This window comes from Chryseobacterium sp. MEBOG07, assembly GCF_021869745.1.
Classification (GTDB): Bacteria; Bacteroidota; Bacteroidia; order Flavobacteriales; family Weeksellaceae; genus Chryseobacterium; species Chryseobacterium viscerum.
The window spans coordinates 4824716-4844064 of the sequence record NZ_CP084579.1; the positions used below are offsets into that span (position 1 = coordinate 4824716).

The 19349-nt window shown below is 34.8% G+C and carries 17 protein-coding genes, 1 rRNA gene and 1 pseudogene; 9 read left to right on the top strand and 10 right to left on the bottom strand.

Features of this window, described 5'->3' with window-relative positions; all coding sequences use genetic code 11:
- The first annotated feature begins 105 nt into the window (after positions 1 to 105).
- From LF886_RS22235 to LF886_RS22260, 7 genes and pseudogenes are all read left to right on the top strand, one after another.
- Positions 106 to 1830, top strand: a complete 1725-nt coding sequence (locus tag LF886_RS22235; protein WP_236851841.1) for a glycoside hydrolase family 3 protein — start codon at positions 106 to 108, stop codon at positions 1828 to 1830.
- A 4-nt stretch (positions 1831 to 1834) separates the two neighbouring features.
- Positions 1835 to 2983: an N-acetyl-alpha-D-glucosaminyl L-malate synthase BshA gene (gene bshA, locus LF886_RS22240; RefSeq protein WP_109739277.1), complete on the top strand. Its 1149-nt coding sequence runs from the start codon at positions 1835 to 1837 to the stop codon at positions 2981 to 2983.
- 28 nt (positions 2984 to 3011) lie between these two features.
- Positions 3012 to 4010 carry a DUF2851 family protein gene (locus LF886_RS22245; RefSeq protein WP_262913036.1) on the top strand — a complete coding sequence of 333 codons (999 nt, stop codon included), beginning with the start codon at positions 3012 to 3014 and terminating at the stop codon, positions 4008 to 4010.
- Positions 4011 to 4017: 7 nt separating this feature from the next.
- Positions 4018 to 4068, top strand: a pseudogene (locus tag LF886_RS23985) (hypothetical protein); the annotation flags it as partial.
- A 27-nt stretch (positions 4069 to 4095) separates the two neighbouring features.
- Positions 4096 to 4269 (top strand): hypothetical protein, encoded by a 174-nt coding sequence (locus tag LF886_RS22250; protein ID WP_236854353.1) that lies wholly within the window; start codon positions 4096 to 4098, stop codon positions 4267 to 4269.
- 94 nt (positions 4270 to 4363) lie between these two features.
- Positions 4364 to 4585, top strand: coding sequence for a PspC family transcriptional regulator (locus LF886_RS22255; protein WP_027373948.1), 222 nt, complete (start codon positions 4364 to 4366; stop codon positions 4583 to 4585).
- A gap of 3 nt (positions 4586 to 4588) precedes the next feature.
- Positions 4589 to 5101, top strand: a complete 513-nt coding sequence (locus LF886_RS22260) for a GNAT family N-acetyltransferase (protein ID WP_236851842.1) — start codon at positions 4589 to 4591, stop codon at positions 5099 to 5101.
- Positions 5102 to 5222: 121 nt separating this feature from the next.
- Here the strand turns inward: LF886_RS22260 and LF886_RS22265 are convergent, their stop codons facing one another.
- The 4 genes from LF886_RS22265 to LF886_RS22280 form a co-directional block, all read right to left on the bottom strand.
- A complete protein-coding gene (locus LF886_RS22265; protein WP_236851850.1) occupies positions 5223 to 5957 on the bottom strand; it encodes an SIMPL domain-containing protein in 735 nt (244 codons plus the stop codon).
- Positions 5958 to 6065: 108 nt separating this feature from the next.
- Complete coding sequence (locus tag LF886_RS22270) at positions 6066 to 6878, bottom strand: carboxypeptidase-like regulatory domain-containing protein (RefSeq protein ID WP_236851851.1); 813 nt, start codon at positions 6876 to 6878, stop codon at positions 6066 to 6068.
- Between the two features lie 17 nt (positions 6879 to 6895).
- Positions 6896 to 7714 carry a hypothetical protein gene (locus LF886_RS22275; protein ID WP_236851853.1) on the bottom strand — a complete coding sequence of 273 codons (819 nt, stop codon included), beginning with the start codon at positions 7712 to 7714 and terminating at the stop codon, positions 6896 to 6898.
- Complete coding sequence (locus tag LF886_RS22280; RefSeq protein ID WP_236851854.1) at positions 7714 to 8460, bottom strand: hypothetical protein; 747 nt, start codon at positions 8458 to 8460, stop codon at positions 7714 to 7716. The genes LF886_RS22275 and LF886_RS22280 overlap by 1 nt, the downstream gene beginning before the upstream one ends.
- Before the next feature lie 182 nt (positions 8461 to 8642).
- Between LF886_RS22280 and LF886_RS22285 the strand changes: the two genes are divergently transcribed.
- Both LF886_RS22285 and LF886_RS22290 read left to right on the top strand, forming a co-directional pair.
- Positions 8643 to 11783 carry a UvrD-helicase domain-containing protein gene (locus LF886_RS22285; protein WP_236851856.1) on the top strand — a complete coding sequence of 1047 codons (3141 nt, stop codon included), beginning with the start codon at positions 8643 to 8645 and terminating at the stop codon, positions 11781 to 11783.
- Between the two features lie 107 nt (positions 11784 to 11890).
- Positions 11891 to 12115, top strand: coding sequence for a hypothetical protein (locus LF886_RS22290; protein ID WP_236851858.1), 225 nt, complete (start codon positions 11891 to 11893; stop codon positions 12113 to 12115).
- A gap of 138 nt (positions 12116 to 12253) precedes the next feature.
- Here the strand turns inward: LF886_RS22290 and LF886_RS22295 are convergent, their stop codons facing one another.
- From LF886_RS22295 to rrf, 6 genes are all read right to left on the bottom strand, one after another.
- Positions 12254 to 12763, bottom strand: a complete 510-nt coding sequence (locus LF886_RS22295; protein WP_236851860.1) for a ferritin — start codon at positions 12761 to 12763, stop codon at positions 12254 to 12256.
- Positions 12764 to 12890: 127 nt separating this feature from the next.
- Positions 12891 to 13343: a hypothetical protein gene (locus tag LF886_RS22300; RefSeq protein ID WP_124536999.1), complete on the bottom strand. Its 453-nt coding sequence runs from the start codon at positions 13341 to 13343 to the stop codon at positions 12891 to 12893.
- A gap of 187 nt (positions 13344 to 13530) precedes the next feature.
- A complete protein-coding gene (locus LF886_RS22305) occupies positions 13531 to 14505 on the bottom strand; it encodes a hypothetical protein (RefSeq protein ID WP_236851862.1) in 975 nt (324 codons plus the stop codon).
- A 139-nt stretch (positions 14506 to 14644) separates the two neighbouring features.
- Positions 14645 to 17296, bottom strand: coding sequence for a 4-alpha-glucanotransferase (locus LF886_RS22310; protein WP_236851864.1), 2652 nt, complete (start codon positions 17294 to 17296; stop codon positions 14645 to 14647).
- A gap of 124 nt (positions 17297 to 17420) precedes the next feature.
- The gene (locus LF886_RS22315) at positions 17421 to 18584 is read right to left on the bottom strand and encodes a T9SS type A sorting domain-containing protein (protein WP_236851866.1); all 1164 of its coding nucleotides are present in this window, start codon (positions 18582 to 18584) and stop codon (positions 17421 to 17423) included.
- A 605-nt stretch (positions 18585 to 19189) separates the two neighbouring features.
- Positions 19190 to 19297 (bottom strand): 5S ribosomal RNA (rrf, locus tag LF886_RS22320).
- Between the last annotated feature and the right edge of the window lie 52 nt (positions 19298 to 19349).

A 19349-nucleotide genomic window follows, 5' to 3' on the forward strand; every position in this document is an offset into this window, starting at 1 on the left:
GTTTAGTTATTATTTATATTGCTTATTCAAATCATATACCAAAAATTGCAAAAACTTTGTTTTCATCATTTTTTTAATTGTATTTTTGTTCTTATTCAAAAAGTCATGAAGAAATTATTATATACTTCACTCTTTATTGTAGCATTGATAAGTCCTAAAGTTAATGCCCAGTACCAGCCTAAAAATGCTTCTAAGGAAGATTTGAAAAAGGCTCAGCAATGGGTTGAAAAGACATACAAAAATCTTTCTCAGGACGAAAAGTTAGGACAGCTTTTTATTGTTGCACTTTATACCAATAAAGGAGAAGACTATATCAGCCAGGTAAGAAATATTGTTGCGAATGATAAAATAGGAGGTTTGATTTTAATGCAGGATGATGCAGCAAGAGAAATCAATCTGGTAAATGAGTTTCAGCAAAAATCTAAAATCCCTTTGATGATCGGTATGGATGCGGAATGGGGACTATACCAGAGAATTGCAACCGCTCATAAATTTCCATGGGCCATGACATTGGGTGCCATTCAGGATAAAAATCTTGTCTACCAGATGGCAGCAAAAATTGCTGAAGATTGTCACAGAATGGGTATCAATTGGGATTTTGCTCCTGTAGTGGATGTTAATACCAATCCAAATAACCCTATCATTGGAAACAGAAGTTTTGGTTCTGAAGTGAATAATGTCATCAGCTCTGCCCTATCCTATTCTAACGGGCTTCAGGATAACAATATATTAGCAGCCATTAAACATTTTCCAGGTCACGGAGATACCAGCACAGACTCACACCTTGATCTTCCGGTAGTTTCCCACAATATAGACAGACTTAATACTATAGAACTGGCACCTTTCAAAGCGTTGATGAATAAAGGAATCGGCGGAGTAATGGTTGCCCATTTATACGTTCCAAGCTTAGAATCAGGGAAAGGAATTCCGGCATCTGTTTCTAAAAATATCATTACTGGATTACTTAAAGATAAATTAGGCTATAAAGGGTTAATCATTACAGACGCGCTCAATATGGGTGCTGTTGCCAATAAATACAAACCGGGTGAACTGGATGCTATGGCGTTCAAAGCAGGAAATGATATTATGCTTTTCTCACAAGGTGTTTCTGAAGGTAAAAAACTGATCCAGAAAGCCATTGATAAAGGAGAAATTCCTCAATCCAGAGTAGAGGAAAGTGTAAAAAAGATCTTATTAACCAAATATTTTCTTGGATTGACTCAATACACTCCAAAAAATCCTGAAAATATCAATACAGACCTGAATAATAATTCTCATACTCAATTAGTACAGAATCTTTATTCCAATGCATTGACATTATTAAAGGATGAAAAGAAATTACTGCCTCTTACAGGAAAACAGATTTATTATGTTCCTCTGGAAGAAGCGCCTTATCAGACTTTTACCAACCGACTAGGAAACAATGCCATCATTAAAAAAGCTGGCGAAATTAATACTATTCCGGCAGGTTCTACAGTAATCGTAGGTTTCCATAAGGATAACTCAACAGCTTACAAGCCTTACAAAATATCAGAAGAATCAAAAAAAGTGCTTTCTGATCTTACCAAAAATCAAAATGTAATACTGAATGTATTCGGAAGTGCTTATGCATTAAAGGATATTGATATTTCAAAAGTTTCAACCGTTCTTGTTTCTTATGAAAACAATGATGATTCAATGAACGCTGCTGCAGATGCCTTAAACGGAAAAACAAAAATATGGGGGAAACTTCCTGTACTTGTCAATGACCAGTTGAAACCAGGAATGGGTATAGAGCTTAATTCAGCTACCTCAGCAAACCCTAATAACACAACATCAAAACAACAATAATCTAATGAAAATAGGCATACTTTGCTATCCCACATATGGAGGAAGCGGAATTGTAGCAACAGAATTAGGAATGTCCCTTGCCAATAAAGGATATGAAGTACATTTCATCAGTTCTGCACTTCCTGCAAGATTAGACATCACCAACCCGAATATTTTCTTTCACAGGGTAAATGTTCAGACCTATCCGCTTTTCCAGTATCAGCCTTATGATATTGCGCTAAGCTCGATGATCTACAGGGTTGTCAATCTTTATAAACTGGATCTTCTTCATGCACATTATGCCATTCCTTATGCATATGCAGCTTTTACAGCCAAACAGATGCTTCAGGAAGACAATAATGATATTCCACTGGTGACTACATTGCACGGTACAGATATTACCCTTGTAGGTCAGCACCCAAGTTATAAACATGCTGTAGAATTTTCAATCAATCAGTCTGATGCGATTACTTCGGTTTCTCAAAGTCTGAAAAAAGATACGCTTCAGTTTTTCAACATCAAAAAAGAAATTCAGGTAATTACCAATTTTATTGACAATTCTGAATTTGATGACTGCTCTGAGTGCCAGAGAACACAATTTGCGAATCCTGATGAAAAAATTCTGATCCACGTATCCAATCTTCGTCCTGTAAAACGTGTAGATGAAGTATTACAGATCTTTAAAAATGTAGAGAAGAAGGTAAAATCTAAACTTATCATCATTGGGGAAGGTCCTGATATGGAAAAGGTTAATCAGTTTCTGGAAGAAAATCCGGAGCTTATTTCAAAAATCCGTCTTCTTGGAAAAGTGAATGATCTTTATAAGATCTTACAGCTTTCCGATGTATTTCTTCTTCCTTCGGAGCAGGAAAGTTTCGGTTTGGCAGCTTTGGAAGCAATGGCAGCTTATACCCCGGTTATCAGTTCCAATGCGGGAGGAATTCCTGAAGTAAACATTCAGGGAGAGACCGGATATCTTGCAGAAATCGGAAATGTAGAAGCCATGAGCAACTACACCATCAAATTGTTGAGTAATGACGAACTTTTAGCCAAAATGAAGCAAAATGCGAAAGATCAGGCTATAAAATTCGATTTGAAAAACATTCTTCCTATCTATGAGAAAATGTATAGAACAACTATAGAAAATTTTAATAAGGAGCTGACGAAAGCATAATATTTCTATTATATTTATCGTCATACTTATGACGGAAAAATTACTTCAATATCTTTGGAACTATAAGGTTTTCAAACATTTTGACTTCAAGGATATTGAAGGTAATTCCGTTGAGATCATCCATTTTGGAAAATGGAATACAAATGCAGGCCCTGATTTTCTGGACGCCAAAATCAGAATCAACGGCTTACTTCTCGCAGGAAATATAGAACTCCACGTCCGTTCCTCAGACTGGATTTTCCACAACCACTCCCTGGATCCCAATTATCAAAATATCATCTTGCATGTCGTTTTTCTACACGATATAGACATTCATGAACTTACCGGAAAGAATGTTCCTACTTTGGAATTGAAGGATTATATTGATGAAAATATAGTCTGGAAATATGAAAAGTTTGTTGACAAAGAAGAATTTATTACTTGCGAAAATATATTTGATACAGAAAAAATCCCGGTCCATTTTCATGAAGAGAATATTCTGAAAAAACTGAATGAGAAATCTTCAGAACTTGAGCAGAGTTTAATTCAATACAAAAATAATTTTGAAGCCGTTTTATTTCACAGCTTTGCTTATTCGTTTGGATTAAAAGTTAATGCTCATCTTTTTCGGCAGATTGCAGAAAGTGTGGATTACAGTATTATTAATAAAATTCGTCAGAATCCTCTTCAGCTTGAAGCTTTATTGTTTGGAATCTCAGGATGGCTTGATCATCCGGATGACGAACAGATGAAAATCTGGAAGAGAGAATTTCAATTCATCAAAGCAAAGTTTTCTATTTCAGATCTTAAGTTTCATCCTAAATTTTTAAGATTAAGACCTCCTAATTTCCCCACAATCCGCCTCTCTCAATTGGCAGACCTGTACAAACATCAGAATTTATTCTCAAAGATCATGGAGACCAGAAATACAGATCAGCTGTATAGCATTTTCAATTCTATAAAAGCTTCTGAATATTGGGATTCCCGTTTCAATTTCGGAAATATCTCAAAAGTACATCCTAAAACGCTGAGTAAAGATTTTTATTGATATTCTGATTTTAAACACAGTTCTTCCTTTAAAGTATTCTTACCACAGATATCATCGGGAAGAGATTACAGATGAAATTATTGAAATGTATAAAGATATTTCTGCTGAGAAAAACACCGTCATAACAGGATGGAAAAAACTGGGGCTTAAAATCACCAATGCTCTCGAAAGCCAAAGTTTGATTTACCATCATACAACCAATTGTGAAACAAAAAACTGTTTAGCCTGCAGTATCGGATTTAAACTTTTAAAAGAATAATTATCCCCGAACAGATCCCATCATTCAAAACCTTTATCAAAAAAAATGCTTACCTTGCAGTATTAGGATTCAACTTTTAAATAACAATCTGGAAATGCTGAGTAATATCCGTCATAAAATGGAAAGAGAATGGTTTGGTGTACTGACAAGAATGGGTGCCAAGCTGGGAATTCCTGTATCTAAATTGAGAATTTTCTTCATTTATTCTACTTTTGCTACAGCCGGTTTTTTCTTTCTGATCTACTTGGGATTGGCATTTACACTTTGGATTAAAGATATTTTTATCACCAGAAGACCCAGTGTCTTTGATTTATAAATTATGGAATTTTTACCGATTACTTCTGCTGAAGATCATAGAGTTCAGGAAATCTATACTTCTTATACGACCACTTTTCCTGTAGACGAACAAAGAGATAAAGAACAATTTGTGGGGTTATTTTCAAATCCGCGGGTAAAATTCATGTCTGCTGTTCATGAATCAGAAGCTATAGGCTACCTCATTCTTTGGGAACTGAGTTCTTTTGTTTTTGTAGAACATTTCGAAGTGTTTGAGACCTTCAGAAGTAAAAAGCTGGGATCTCATATCATGAATCACTTATCAGAAAGTTATCCGAATATTATCTTAGAAATTGAGCCTGCAGAATTGAGTGAAGATGCCTCAAGACGGTATTCTTTCTATCAGAGAAATAATTTTAGTCTGATTGATACCACTCATATCCAACCAAGCTATGGTGAAGGAAAAAAATCCTTGAATTTATGGCTGTTAGCCAATTATACTCCTGAAAATGTAGAGGAGCTTAAAAATGAAATATGTAATACTGTTTACGCTTAAAATATAAAACGCCGGAATTATTTTTCCGGCGTTTTCATTTATTTTTTTAACCACAAAAGGGCCAAAGGTTTTAAAATGAATGCTTTTGCAGTTTTGTAAAGTTTATTAGACAACTTTTCTGTTAATTTACTTCGTACTCCAACTTTATTGTAATACTAGCTTCTTTTTCTTTGGAAGAAGTATTGAAAGTTCCACCGTATGAATAATCTTCATTGGAATTGGGTGCTGTAATCTGGATCACTCCCATTGTTGCTTTTTTTAGATTTCCCAGTCTACTTCCTGAATTTTCTGCAATTTTTTCAGCACGCTCCTTAGCATCTTTTGTTGCACTGGCAATCATTTCCTGTTTCACCGTTGCAAGTTTAGTATAGAAATAGGCAGGTGAAGAGGAGGTGAATTCAATTCCGCGGTTGATAATTTCGGTAATATTTCTGGATAAGTTTTCTATTTTGCTGACTTCTTTACTTTCAATGGATACTTTTTGGGTAAGATTGTAACCAGAAAATTCTCCCTGTACATAATTCCCGTTTGAATCATTATAGCTTCTGAACTGCTTTTGAATATCTACCGATGAAAATACAATTTCCTTCTGCTGTATTCCTTTTGAAAGCAAGTAATCGTTGATTACTTTTCTGTCCGTTGCCAGTTCATCATAGGCAGATTTCAGATCTCCATTGTTTTTGGAAAAACTCCCGGACCAGGTGATCAGATCTGAAGTAAATTGTTTTGTTCCAAGTCCTGTTATAGAAATTGTATTTTCAGATTTATTTCTGTTTTTAATGGCATTTCCTAAAAGCCCGAGTCCAATTACAAAACCTAGTGCTGCGATGGCTACTGCAAAAATGTTTTTATTCATAAAATTTGTGAATTTGGTTGTTGTTACAACAAGACTGTATCAATTTCCATTCCATTATTTTAAGATTTTTTTAACATTTTAAGAACAGAAATTTGAAGGTATCTAGAACTATTTTTTTTGCTGTTTCAATCTTTCAATAAAAAGAGGTGCTGTTTCTTCTAACCTTAGCATGACACCGGAAAGGTTTCTTGCTTTCACATAAGTTCGTACCTGCGGTTTCGCCAAAAATGAAAACTGAATGAATTCTGAAATTCTATCACCCGGGATTCCTGCTTTTACAAAGTAATCATCATCTATCCTGTTACGAACCCAGGCAATATGTTCCTGGAGATCATCATATTTATATTGTCTTTTCTGTCTTCTCGCTTTACCGCTTATCAGATCATATACTCCCTGAACATTCAGATTTCCCAGAAGTATGGGTAAAAGAACACTTTTCACTTCTGCCGGCTTTTCTCTCATTTTACCCACCGGTTGCGGAAGACCTACAGCATCTCTTACCTGTTCTCCTTTATCTACTTTTGCCACAATTCGGGAATCTACGTTCAAATCTCCGGTAAGTTTTTTAACGATCTTCACTTCCCCTACATCTCTCGGAATCTGATAAAGGGTAATAAACAGCGGTGAATTAACGCCATTGGTAAGAACTCTTCTGGATGTCCTGTTGAAATCTACTTTTACAAATCTCAACTCATCATTAGGATTGGCATCAATAGAAAAAATCCCTTGTGAATCGGAATATACTTTTTTGTCTGTAGACATATTGATAACGATCACTTTACTTAAGTCTTCACCATTGTCATCTACTATTCGTCCCGTTACTGTCTGCTGAGAAAAAATGAAAGTACTGCACAGCATCATTATGAAAAGAAAAATTCTTCTTCTCCCTAAACTTTCAATATTTTCAGTGATATAATCCAACTTTTATTTTATAATAATTAATTTTTATTTCCCTCTAGTTTATTCGTTTTACTGTATTCTGCGAATGCTACTCTAAGCTCATATTCTACATCACTTGTCTGAAAATCTTTCCTAAATCTTTTTGATAGTGAACGTGTTTTTTCTGCATAGAGAAGAAAACTATCAATCAGCTCTTCATCCATTCCATATTTTTTCAGGAAACTCAAATTGATCTGATTTTTTACTCTCTTAAGAAAATCCTGAGTTTCATTGTAATTGGCCTTGGTAATTTTAGGTTTTGTTGCTTTTTTTACCAAACCAGCTACAGCACTCAACACCCCTAACACATTTACCTGTCCTGCATTAAAATCATGCCCTGTAAAAGTTTTTGATATGGTATTATTTGGCAGAGCCTGAATAAGGGGGCTCTTCATATAAGTCTCTAGATCTGACTTTAATGACTGAATTTTTCGGGATTCATTTAAACGCTGATTATCTTTAGCCAAATTTCCTGTAGGTTTGTATGTTATTTTTACCTCAGGAATCTGGATCTCCATTTTCTTCAGAATGATATTCAATGGAGCATTCATGTCTTCTCCGGTAATTTTCCTATCAACACGGTAATACCCTTCTTTTACAAATCTGATCTCATCATTTTCTTTTGCTTCTATCTCAAACCTTCCGGACATATCACTTAACATGCTTTTGCTGTTTGAGATATTAACAACCAACACAGGAGTTAAATCCAGTTCATTTCCTGTAATGACTTTTCCTGATATTTTTTGCTGACCCCACAATCCTGAAGCGATACAAAAAAGCACGAGAAATAAACCTCTTTCAATACGTTTCGTCTCCATTACTTTTGAGTTTGTGGAGTACGATAGGTTGAAATTCTTGTCAGAACAAAGCGCTGAAACCTGTACAGATCCGCATCACTGCAGAATCCATATTTCAGGATTTTTTTTCTTTCAAAACCGCCTGCAAAAACGTAGTAAATAAAATGGTCTATCATAGGTTTTTCTATTTTAAGATTGGTAAAATACTCATCTCCAAGGCTCGCTCTGATGTATTTCATCAAATCTACGTCATCCCATTTATCTTTTACTTTCCCAATAGAAAATCCTTCCCCTTTCGGCTGTACAAATTCTCCGGGTCTTGCCGCCAATATTCTTGGATCGGATTTCTGAGCAATATACTGATCAATATCTTTAATCAGTTTTTCTACTTTCTTAGGTTTATTGTAAAGTTTTGAGTCTATTTTTAAGTTTCCGGTAAGGCCTTGCTTCACTTCAACTTCAGGAATCTGAATAGTTTGCCGTACAAGACTTACATTCATAGGAGATTGGGTATTTTCCTGAGAAACTTTTCTTGCCAAACGTTCATATCCTGCTTTTATAAAGCGTAATTCATCTCCTTCTCTTCCGGAAATCATGAAATGTCCATCCCTATTTGAAACTACTATTTCGTCTGTTCTGATATTGATTACATTGACATCCTGCATTTCAGCACCGCCTTCGGAAGCAATCTTACCAAATATATAACTTTGAGCATGGGTTTGAATAAAAAAGATAAAGGACAAGAAAAAGAATAGTTTAAGTTTCACAGGCTATTTTTTATAAAGCAAAGCTAAAATTATTTTTAAATTCTACCATAAGTTTAACCACAGTTAACGCGTTTTAATATTTCTTTTTGATTTTTGCCTTGTAAACTGTTAAATAGGCCGATTAAATTGTTAAAGTTTCTTTCAAATTTTAGCTAACTTGCAGTCTCAATCCTCTTTTAACAATGCAAAATTCTTACACAGTCATCAATGCTTCTGCCGGATCAGGGAAAACATATGCCCTGGTACAAAGGCTTCTGATGATCTGTCTCCGCTATCCTAATCAACAGCAGTCGATCAGGAATATTCTCGCACTGACTTTCACCAATAAGGCAGCCAACGAGATGAAGGAAAGAATTTTATCCTGGCTGGGAAATTTCTCAGCAAAAGAGTATGCCGAGAATACAGATCTGAAAAATATCCAGAAAGCATTTGAAGAACAAGGCTTAAAAATAACAATTGATGATCTTCATGAACGTTCTAAAAGGCTATTGGACTACGTTCTCCACAATTATTCCACACTGAATATCGGAACGATTGACCGTTTTAATTCAAGACTGGTAAGAAGTTTTTCATACGAATTGGGACTTGCTAAAAATTTTAATCTTGAAATTGAAGCGGAACCTTTTCTGATAGAAGCTGTTGATAAAATGCTGGATCAAATTGGTGAAAATGAAACGATCTCCAATTCTTTCATGGATTATGTAGACTACAGTCTTGAAAATAATGAAAGAATCAATCTTAATAAAAACCTTTATGATTCGGCAAAAGAATTTGTGAAGGATATTCATTATGAACATCTGAAAAGTAATAAGAGTTTTGATGATGCCAATTATGAAGATATAAAGAATACACTTCGTAAAGAAATTGTTTTAAATAAAAAACATTCTGCGGAGCTGGCTGCCAGTTCTATTGAATTGTTCAAATCGAGAAATATAGAGATTGAAGATTTTGCCCAGGGAAAAAACGGAATCGGAGGTTTCTTTACTAAAGTGACCGATTTTTATCAACAAAAAAGACCAGGATTTCCTTTTCCTACCACTCAGGAAGAATCTGTTGTCAACAATTACAGGAAAGGAGCTTCTTCAAAGTCAAAACATAAAGAGTCTGAGATCTTTGAAATCCTTGATGCGCTTCTGGACAACAGGATGAAACTTATCCTTCTGTACATTGAAACGCAAAAGAAAGAGAAAATTTTGTCTGCTCTTCTTCCTTTAAAGGTTAATAAAGATATTCAGGACGAGCTTCAAAAAATTGAAGAGGAAAATGATCTTGTTCTTCTTTCCAAATTTAATATCCTGATCAATGAAAACCTCAGAAACGAGCCTTCAGCTTTTATCTATGAAAAAGTAGGTTCACAGTTTCAACATTATTTCTTTGATGAATTTCAGGATACTTCAGAACTGCAGTGGCAAAATTTTGTTCCTCTGAGGGATCACAGTGTTTCTACAGAATATACTTCATTTACGCTGGTTGGCGATCCCAAGCAGAGTATTTACCGATTCCGTGGTGGAGAAAGTAAACTGATGCTGGACATTATCAACAAAAAAGAATTTTCACCAAAGGAAGCGGATCTTCTAGTCTTAAAGGATAACTGGAGAAGTGCCAGAAACATTGTACAGTTCAATAACGAACTGTATCGATATCATTCTGAAGGTCTGCTGGAAGAGCATAAGAATATTTTTGGGGCAGATGCTGAGCAAAGTCCAAAATCAAAGATTGATGGGCGTGTAAAGGTTAATCTGATCGAAAATCTTACGAATGAAGAGTTTTACAGTGACACTTCAGAAAGAATGCGGAAAGATATTCAGGAGTGCCTGAATAATGGTTTTAAGTTCTCTGATATCACCATCCTTTGCCGTGCGAATTTTGACATTTTCAGCTATTCTCAAAAACTGGGAAATTTAAAAGTCAATTATCTTGGTGAGGAAACCAATATTAAAACGATTTCTGACAAGGGTCTTACGCTCGAACTTTCTAATACGTTAAAAGCTGTTATTGAATTTCTGAGATGGGAACTCAATCCTAAGAATAAACCTTGTCTGATCATGATGATGTATCATCTGAATACAGTGGGGAAAATTACTATGCCGGATTTCACTTTAGAAATGAAAGAAATTCTGGATATTGAAGGCCATGAAGAAATACTTCAGTTTATTCAGCAGAAATATTCGCTGCGTCTTAAACAGGATAATTTCCCGAGATTCAATCTGTATAATTTTATTGAATATTACATCAATGAATTCTCTGTTGAAAACAAGGAAACTGACTTTCTGATGAACTTCCTGGAGATGCTTTTCAATTTTACACAAAATGCAGGTGCCAGTAACAAAGAGTTTCTGAAATATTGGGATGAAGAGGCTTCCTCATATACCATTCAGGCTTCGGAAAACATTGATGCTATTCAGATCATGACGATTCACAAGTCTAAAGGACTGGAGTTTCCTATTGTTTTCATCCCTATGATGAACAAAAACCGGGATAGTGAATTTACCAACTGGTTTGATACCAATGAAAACGAAGCTTTAAAATCAGTTAACATCAACCAGTTCAGTAAAAATCTGGAAGCTTATGATGATGAAATTCTGTTTTTCAACACTAAAAACGCTTATAAAAATCTGATTGACAGATTATGTCTGCAGTATGTTGCTACCACAAGGCCTGTTGAACAGCTGTTCTTCTATCTTCAAAAAGCCAATAAGACGTCTAATAATCTTGAGCTTTTGGAATTTCTTCAGACAAAAAATTCAGAACAGGCTGATGAATTTGACGTGTATGACGTAAATCCTGAGATGCTGAAGAAACATTCTAAAGATAAAAGCTCACCTTTTAAAACCCAGAATATACAGAATCTGAAGAACGTCAATGAGAAAAGTACTTCCATCAAGATTGCTACTCCTTCTAAAAATTACCAGGTGCGAAATGAAAAGGTAAGAATCGGGCTTTTCGTACATGAACTTTTATCGAAGATCAATACTGAAAAGGATATTACAAAGGTCCTTGAAGGATACGCGCTGGAAGGTCAGATTACACTGGAGGAAAAAAATGAAATACAGATTACGCTACAGGAAATTGTCCGAACCTATGCAGAATTCTTTGATGAGAAGTGGGAAGTGATCAACGAAAAAGACATTATGATCTCTGAAAATGGAGAAAGTCATATATTCAGACCTGACCGTATTTTAAAGGGTGAAGAGGGATATATCATTGTTGATTTCAAGACTGGTGAACAGAAAACCAAGGATGAAGCACAGGTAGAAGGGTATAAAAATATTCTTGAACGTCTGGGTAAAAAAGTTATTAAAACTCAGATTATTTATCTATAATATTTTCAATTATAACATTCTCAAAAGGTTAATATTAAAAAAGGTTTTATTATTTTTATTAACGATGAATACTGTCTGATCAGTTATTTGTTTTGATCACTAATACCATGAAAATATATTTAATATCCTTTGTTATAAGTCTTTTGATTACGTCGGTTTCTACAGTAGTTACCTATCATATTATAGATGGTTTTGACCCGGCTGTCACAGAGGATGGACGTCGGTATATGCCGACAGAAAATATTGTAAAATCTTTGTTTCTGAGTTTTGTATTAGGAGCATTTGTTTTTATTACCTCTGTCAAAATACAAAGAAAGAAACAGAAAAAGTAACTTTCTCTAGTACACTATTAATTTAATCGAAATAATAGATATTCAGTGTTGGCTGAAGCCAGGAGTATTTTTTATTGAAAATAAAAACCGCTATTCCAAAAGGAGAGCGGTTTTATATTTTGAAAAGAATTTTCAATCTTAAACTGTAGGAGTCGGAGTAAATACTCTTTGAGACAATTCCTGATCAAAAAGGTATAATGCTGATGGATTATCGCATACCATTTTGATTTTTGTTACATACTGAGAAGCGCTTGCTTCTTCTTCTACCTGCTCGTTGATAAACCACTGCATGAATGATGTTGTTGCAAAATCTCCTTCCTCGTTAGCATTTTTTACAATATTGAAAATACTTTTAGTTACGATTTTCTCATGAGCCAATGCTTTTTCAAAAATATCCGTTGCGTTTTCGAACTCATGTGGAGGTTTTGGAATTTCTCCGATGATAATTTCCCCGCCTACGTCATTCAAATAATCAAACATTTTATCAGCATGCATCAATTCTTCTTTGCTTTGTACTCTGAAATAGTTGGCAATTCCATCCAAATCTTTTCCGGAAAACCAGGCAGACATTGACAGATAATATTGAGCGGCATATTGTTCGTGGGCAATTTGTTCGTTAATTAATTTTGCAATTTTTTCGCTAACCATAAGTATTAAATTTATAGTCAAAAATAAGGAATAAAAGCCCGAAATCAAAAGTTTTAAAGAAAATTAATACAAAAAGGATGGAAAAGCATCCATCCTTAATACATTAAAAAATTAAAATTACAGGCTGTTATTTTACTTCAGCAGTCCCTGTGTTCATCGGCTTTTTCATCATCCTTCTTTCTTTCATTGCCATTTTCATTTTCTCTGCTTTTGCATTTCTATCAGCCTGCCATTTATCATATTGATCAGGGGTAAGAATCTTCTTCATATCCGCATCCATTTGTGCTTTCTTGGCCATCATCTCCTGCATTTTGGCTTGTCTGTCTACTTTATTTTTTTCAAACTCTGACTTCATTTCAGCTTTTCTTTTGTCCTGAAGTCCTTTAATCTGAGCTACCTGAGACTGATTAAGATTAAGGTCTTTTTGCATCTGGTCTAAACGCTCCTGTTGTTTTTGCTCCATTCTCTGCTTCATTTCAGCGCCTCTTGCCTGTCTGTCCTGTGGAGTTGTATTGGTCTGCTGTGCCATTGCAAAACTTCCCATTCCGATAAATGCTATTGCTAAAACTAATTTTTTCATCTTTTTTAAAATTTAATTAATTATTATTTTGTTAGTATACCTTTTTGATTATGAATTAAAACATAAGTTAAATTGATAAATTAATAAATAATGTTAAATTTTAATAAAAATAAACTAAAGAATAACAAAAAAAAGGGTAGATTATAAAAACCTACCCTTCACACCACTTAAATATAATATATGAAAATTAATTCCTTACTAAACTGCCTCTAAAACCACCGCCACTATTACGGTTTTCTTGTCTTGGGGCTGAGTTTTCAGATTTTTGTCTGAAACCACCGGCGTTACTATTTCTGAAGCCGCCATTATCTTCTCTTTTGGGAGCTTCTCTTCTTACCTCATTGTTTCCTCTGAAACCGCCTCCATTGCTATTTCTAAAACCTCCGTTATTATCCGAGCTCCCTCTGGTTCCTCCATTATCAGCATTTCCTCTGAAGCCTCCTCCATTATTGTCTCTAAAGCCTGAATTATCACGAGTTCCATTATTACCACGGAAACCTCCTGAATTACCATTGGTTCTTGTATTTTTGAAACCGTTGTCAGCTCTGCTGTCTCTTCTGATTACATCAAAAGTAGGGTTATCCATTCTGCGGAGTCTTGATCTGTCTACTCTGTAAATATTGATATTAATATTTCTATATCTTGGCATTACAGTATATCTAGGTCCATAATATGTTCTTCTGTAATTCTGGAAATAGATGATTGGGCTTGAACCTCTGTAATAGTTATTTTGAAAAACAACAAATGTTCTTGGTCCTAAAATTCTTTCCATCGCATAAAACCTATCGTAATACCATCTGTCCGGATTATATCTGTAGAAATTATTCCATGTTGTAAAACTGGCATACAGATTATTTAGTCTCATGATCTGATCTACCTGCCAACGGCTTAATCTGTTCTGTACAAAAAATCCATTCCAGTCGATATTGACAATACTATTTCTATAATCATTATAATAGCTCTGATAATAATCAGTTGGATAATAATCCTGAGGATAATTGTAATAATAATCATCAGGGAAATAATTTTTGTCATCTTCATCGCTGTAATAGCCGCCTCCATTCTGATAATAACCGTCATCATCCCAACCATTATTCGGATATTGCTGAGCCGACGTCAAAACGCCTAACCCAAAAGCTAATCCCAAAAGTATTTTTTTCATCTCTATAGTCGTTAATTGGTTAATATATAACAGAATATCTTAATTCTATCTTTTGGATGCAAATAAAAAAAAGAAGTTAAATCATTAGATCAAACTTCTTTTAAAATATTATTAACTGATTGATAATCAAGTGTTAAATTTACACTCTTCCACTGTCTTTTATCCAATGGGCTATCTTTTTATTGAAAGATTCCTTATTTTTCAGGTCTTCCAGCTTTATATGCATCCTGTAGCGCCAATAATGAGGGAAAACTGCAGGATTATTGATCCTTTCATTATCTATTTTTTTATTGGAAAGCTCCGGATCTGTCGCAAGGAATTCCTGGATTGGGAAAATAGCCAGCATCGCATCATTATATAAATGTTGTTTCATAATAATCTCTGCAAGATGAGGATTAAGATCCGCCGGTGCTTTTCCGTACTGTACCAGCTGTTGATTGAAATATCTTTGTGTAAGTACAGAATCTTCTTTCCACCACTGCCTCAAAGTTGAACTGTCGTGTGAAGAAGCTGTAACTACATTCATATAGCTTGCATTCTTAGGATTATAGAACGGAATATTTTCAGAAGGCATTCGCTGTACCTTCAGAGCTATAATTGCTAATTCGTCCATTACCTCCGGTACACAGGCGGGAACCATTCCAAGGTCCTCTCCACAGATCAGCATTTTGGTAGCATTCAGGATTACCGGAAGTTTTTCCATGGCTTTTTCAAACCATAAATGATCCTGTCTTCTGAAGAAGTAGTCGTGATACAGGTCATAAATACTTTTCTGTTCAGACTCCGGAAGATATTTATAAGATTCTGTGTTGTACACATTGAATCTAGGATGATAAACCGTCTTCCCATTTCTTTCCTCCGTCAAAAACAAAACATTGGCACATAAGGAAATTAGTTGCTCTTCAAGCTGACCGTATGATTTTTTCTTAAAGAAATTAACCAGTTTTCTCTGGGTATCAAATTCTTCTTTAAATGAAAAGGTTCCATCATCATTGCGATTCATAAACTCAAGAGCTTTCTCACTGTCTTTTCCAAAATGATCCCATAAGATCTTATTATTGATAAAAGGTTTACAATACCTGTCAAAATTAAATGGAATCTGCCAAGCTTTAAATTCCTCCGCTACTATAGGAACAGCCGGATAAAAGTATCCCAAAATTCCCTGTACAGCAGAAATAGGCATTCTCCATATTCTGAAGAACCCTAAAATATGATCAATCCTCATGGCATCAAAATACTGCTCCAATGCTTTGAACCTGTTTATCCACCATCTGTAACCGTCTTCCTTCATCGCCTCCCAATTGTAAGTAGGGAATTCCCAGTTTTGGCCCAATTCTGTAAACTGATCTGGTGGAGCTCCGGCCTGGAAATCCATTCCAAATAATTCAGGCTCTGTCCAAGCTTCCACAGAGTGTCTGTAAATTCCGATCGGAAGGTCTCCCTTCAACGAAATCCCCAGGTTATGAGCATAATCAACAGCATCTTTTAGCTGTACATGTAATTGATATTGTACCCACGCATGAAGCATTGAGATATCATAATCTTTATTTTTCGTTGTAAAGAACTGCGATATTTTTCCTGCAATATATTTTTTGTGAGTCTTCCAATCATTGAAATTGGGCGTTTTATATTTGTCCCTTAATACGCAGAATGCTGAGTAAGGAACAAGCCAATGTTCATTATCTTTAATAAACTTTTTAAAGTTTCTGTCCTTATAGATTTTATCTTTTTCCGTATTGAAAACTGCTCTCAGATATTTCCACTTACTTTCGATCATTTTTTCATAATCAACCAGATCTAAAGCGTTTAAAGTCTCTTTTTCAGACGCATATTCATCAACTAACTCTTTAGGTAAAGAATAATCAAGTTTTTCTATGGAGATATATTGTGGATGTAAAGCATACACAGATACTGCCGCATAAGGGTAAGAATCTGTCCATGAATAATTGGCTGTTGTATCATTAATCGGAAGAATTTGGATAATGCCAAGGTTGGTTTCTTTCGTCCAATCGGCTAGCTTTTTAATATCTGCAAATTCGCCTACTCCGAATCCATCTTCGCTTCTCAAAGAAAATACAGGTACAGCAACACCAGCGTCGTGATACATCTGATATCCTTTAAATCTAAAATAATGATTGGAAACAATCTGCAGGACATCCGTTAATGGATTAGCAACCGTAAATCTGTTCTCTCCGGTTTCTACATCAATAACTCTATTTTCTTTGGTGTCGTAAAGACAGTATTTAAACTGGATAAATTCATTTTCAGGAATTTCAACAGAAGCTTCCCACATTCCAAAATCTGTCTGATTCAAATGAATCACTTTTCCATAATCCCAATTTCCTAAAGATGCTGTACTTCCAAATAATACGACTCTCCAGTCCGGATTATAAATAGGAGCTTCTATTCTGAATAAATGGGTATGTTTTTTTAAAACAGTTATTTTTTCAGGAACAAAATCATGCAGCTTATTGTAGAGGATTTTATTGTTTAAATAATTCTCGGGGAAATTTTTATTATTCCATTCGTCAACAATAATAAATTCCTTATAGTTATGTGGAAAACTAAGATGATGCGGAACAAATTCTTCTCTTAGTACATTTCCTTTTTCATCTACAACACGATATTGATAAGAAACGGATTTTGAGAAATTATCTACCTCACATTTCCATAATCCATTCTCTGCATAAAACATAGTATGGATATGTACTGCAGCCCCATCTTCTCCAATTACCAACTGTAAATTTTCTCCGGCCTTTACAATATATCCTACATTAAAGTATAGTTTCATCAATATTTTTTTATAAAAATACATTTTAATATCGAAAAATAAAACTTATTGAATATCAAATAATCATTAAAAAACCTTCTCAAAATGATTAGAGAAGGTCTTTATATACTGAATGTATGTTCAATTATTTTGTTACAAGAATCTTCTTGTTGAGTATTACTTTACCAGATTCATCAACGATATTTACAATATAAGCACCGCTTATCAATCCTTTAAGATACACCTTCTGATCAGACGAACTCTCTTTTATAGACAAATTCTCAGTCATTACATTTTTACCTGACATATCAAAAATATTCAACTTGATATTGCCTTTGATATTATTATTTACATGAACATTGATAAAATGCTCATCCACTTTAGTAGGATAAATATCCAGATTTGACAGTGTATTGACTGCAGAAGCTTTATCATTTACAAAGTACTTACTTGCCAAATCATAAATATGAAGTCCCTGCTCTCCAGGGATCTGCTTACCTTGTAAAGTCAGCAAATCTACTTCATACAGAGCAGCACCTTTTGCACTTGCTACCACTACTTTCCCCTGACTGTTTACAGCAGCTCCATTTACAGAATAGTTATCTGGAATACCTGCGATTTTACCAACAAATTTTGCCTTTAGATCCTTTGTCAGAACTTTGAAAACGTTCCCTGAAGCAGCAAAAATGTAGAAGTTATTCTCTTCATCAGCGATCATATCTCCCCCAAAACCAGTTTCCATAGCAGTAAACGAATTTCTACCGTTAGAAGTATCATCTTTAATAATTCCAAGATCATTTACTACATACTGTCCATTTTTCTTACTGATTTCCAAAAATTGTGTCCCTGCGTTATTAACAGCATAAATATTTCCATTATATCCTGTTGCCATTCTTGTAATATGAGAATTGATATCACAGGATGTTACTCTTGCAACATTATTCTCTACCAATGTAATCTCTTTAGTCTGAGGATTTAAAATATAGATATTAGAAGAAAACATAGGCATATATACAAGGCTGTTATTAGATGAGTCATAAGCCAGCGCTGCTAAAGTTACCGCCTGAGAATTGCTGTAAGAATTTCTATCTTCAGCTACTGTCCCTCTTCTAGTTTGTGAAAATACTTTTGCAGAAGAATCAGTGGTGAAAATTTTGTCTCCTGAAGTTCCATTTATAGCATCAATAGTACGGAAATCATTGAAACTAATACTTTGAGTCTCTTTTCCTGTTATTGCATAAATATCTTGCTGTGCTTGTGCATTCACACCTAATAGCAATAAAAACAAAGGGAATAAATGTTTTTTCATATTATATATTTTTAGATTCGTAATTATTTTAACTTTACTAAGTTACATAATTTTCAAATTAAAAAACAAGAAATCCCTACTATTTGAATAAAGTAGAGTAAAACAGGATTGTATAAGCAAATAGTCTATTGAACACCTTGTGCTATTTCAGGAGCTTCATCCCGCTATCCATTCATACTCCTTACGCCAGCGCGCTCCTACACTCAAACCCCACCAACTCTCCAACTCAAGCTGCGGGGTAACCATTACTATCGGGGCTAAAAGGAAGAGAATTATGAATTATAAGTTATGAATTATGAGATTCGAGGTTCAGGTTTCCGGCTGCGATTGATCAGCTTTGATTATTCTCCATTTATGATATTCAATAGGAGCGGGCTTTAGCCCGTTCTGGTCAAAAACTCCATTTCCATTTGGCTTTAGCCAAAACTTATAATAGGGGAATCCTATTAACTGAAGAAAATAAATAATAATGAGGGTAAATTAAAGATTGAATATCCTAGTTATGATCCTTGTTTTAGGTCTAATATAGATATCGATGCTGTATGTATATAACAACAAAAAAGTCCTTTATCGTATGATAAAGGACTTTTTAAAAATAAAATAAAAACTGGCGGCGGCCTACTCTCCCGCGTTAGCAGTACCATCGGCGCTGGTGGGCTTAACTTCTGTGTTCGGAATGGGAACAGGTGAGCCCCACCGCTAAAACCACCCTAAAGGTTGTATATAAGGTTGCAACTTATAGGTAAAAGGTTACAGGTTTTCCCT

Excerpts from the sequence above, each read along its gene's own strand:
- LF886_RS22295 (WP_236851860.1), bottom strand. The coding sequence starts at position 12,763 with ATGGTTAGCGAAAAAATTGCAAAATTAATTAACGAACAAATTGCCCAC.
- LF886_RS22255 (WP_027373948.1), top strand. The coding sequence starts at position 4,364 with ATGCTGAGTAATATCCGTCATAAAATGGAAAGAGAATGGTTTGGTGTA.
- LF886_RS22285 (WP_236851856.1), top strand. The coding sequence starts at position 8,643 with ATGCAAAATTCTTACACAGTCATCAATGCTTCTGCCGGATCAGGGAAA.
- LF886_RS22250 (WP_236854353.1), top strand. The coding sequence starts at position 4,096 with ATGTATAAAGATATTTCTGCTGAGAAAAACACCGTCATAACAGGATGG.
- LF886_RS22275 (WP_236851853.1), bottom strand. The coding sequence starts at position 7,714 with ATGGAGACGAAACGTATTGAAAGAGGTTTATTTCTCGTGCTTTTTTGT.
- LF886_RS22260 (WP_236851842.1), top strand. The coding sequence starts at position 4,589 with ATGGAATTTTTACCGATTACTTCTGCTGAAGATCATAGAGTTCAGGAA.
- LF886_RS22235 (WP_236851841.1), top strand. The coding sequence starts at position 106 with ATGAAGAAATTATTATATACTTCACTCTTTATTGTAGCATTGATAAGT.
- LF886_RS22305 (WP_236851862.1), bottom strand. The coding sequence starts at position 14,505 with ATGAAAAAAATACTTTTGGGATTAGCTTTTGGGTTAGGCGTTTTGACG.
- LF886_RS22300 (WP_124536999.1), bottom strand. The coding sequence starts at position 13,343 with ATGAAAAAATTAGTTTTAGCAATAGCATTTATCGGAATGGGAAGTTTT.
- LF886_RS22315 (WP_236851866.1), bottom strand. The coding sequence starts at position 18,584 with ATGAAAAAACATTTATTCCCTTTGTTTTTATTGCTATTAGGTGTGAAT.
- LF886_RS22290 (WP_236851858.1), top strand. The coding sequence starts at position 11,891 with ATGAAAATATATTTAATATCCTTTGTTATAAGTCTTTTGATTACGTCG.
- LF886_RS22245 (WP_262913036.1), top strand. The coding sequence starts at position 3,012 with ATGACGGAAAAATTACTTCAATATCTTTGGAACTATAAGGTTTTCAAA.
- LF886_RS22265 (WP_236851850.1), bottom strand. The coding sequence starts at position 5,957 with ATGAATAAAAACATTTTTGCAGTAGCCATCGCAGCACTAGGTTTTGTA.
- LF886_RS22310 (WP_236851864.1), bottom strand. The coding sequence starts at position 17,296 with ATGAAACTATACTTTAATGTAGGATATATTGTAAAGGCCGGAGAAAAT.
- bshA (WP_109739277.1), top strand. The coding sequence starts at position 1,835 with ATGAAAATAGGCATACTTTGCTATCCCACATATGGAGGAAGCGGAATT.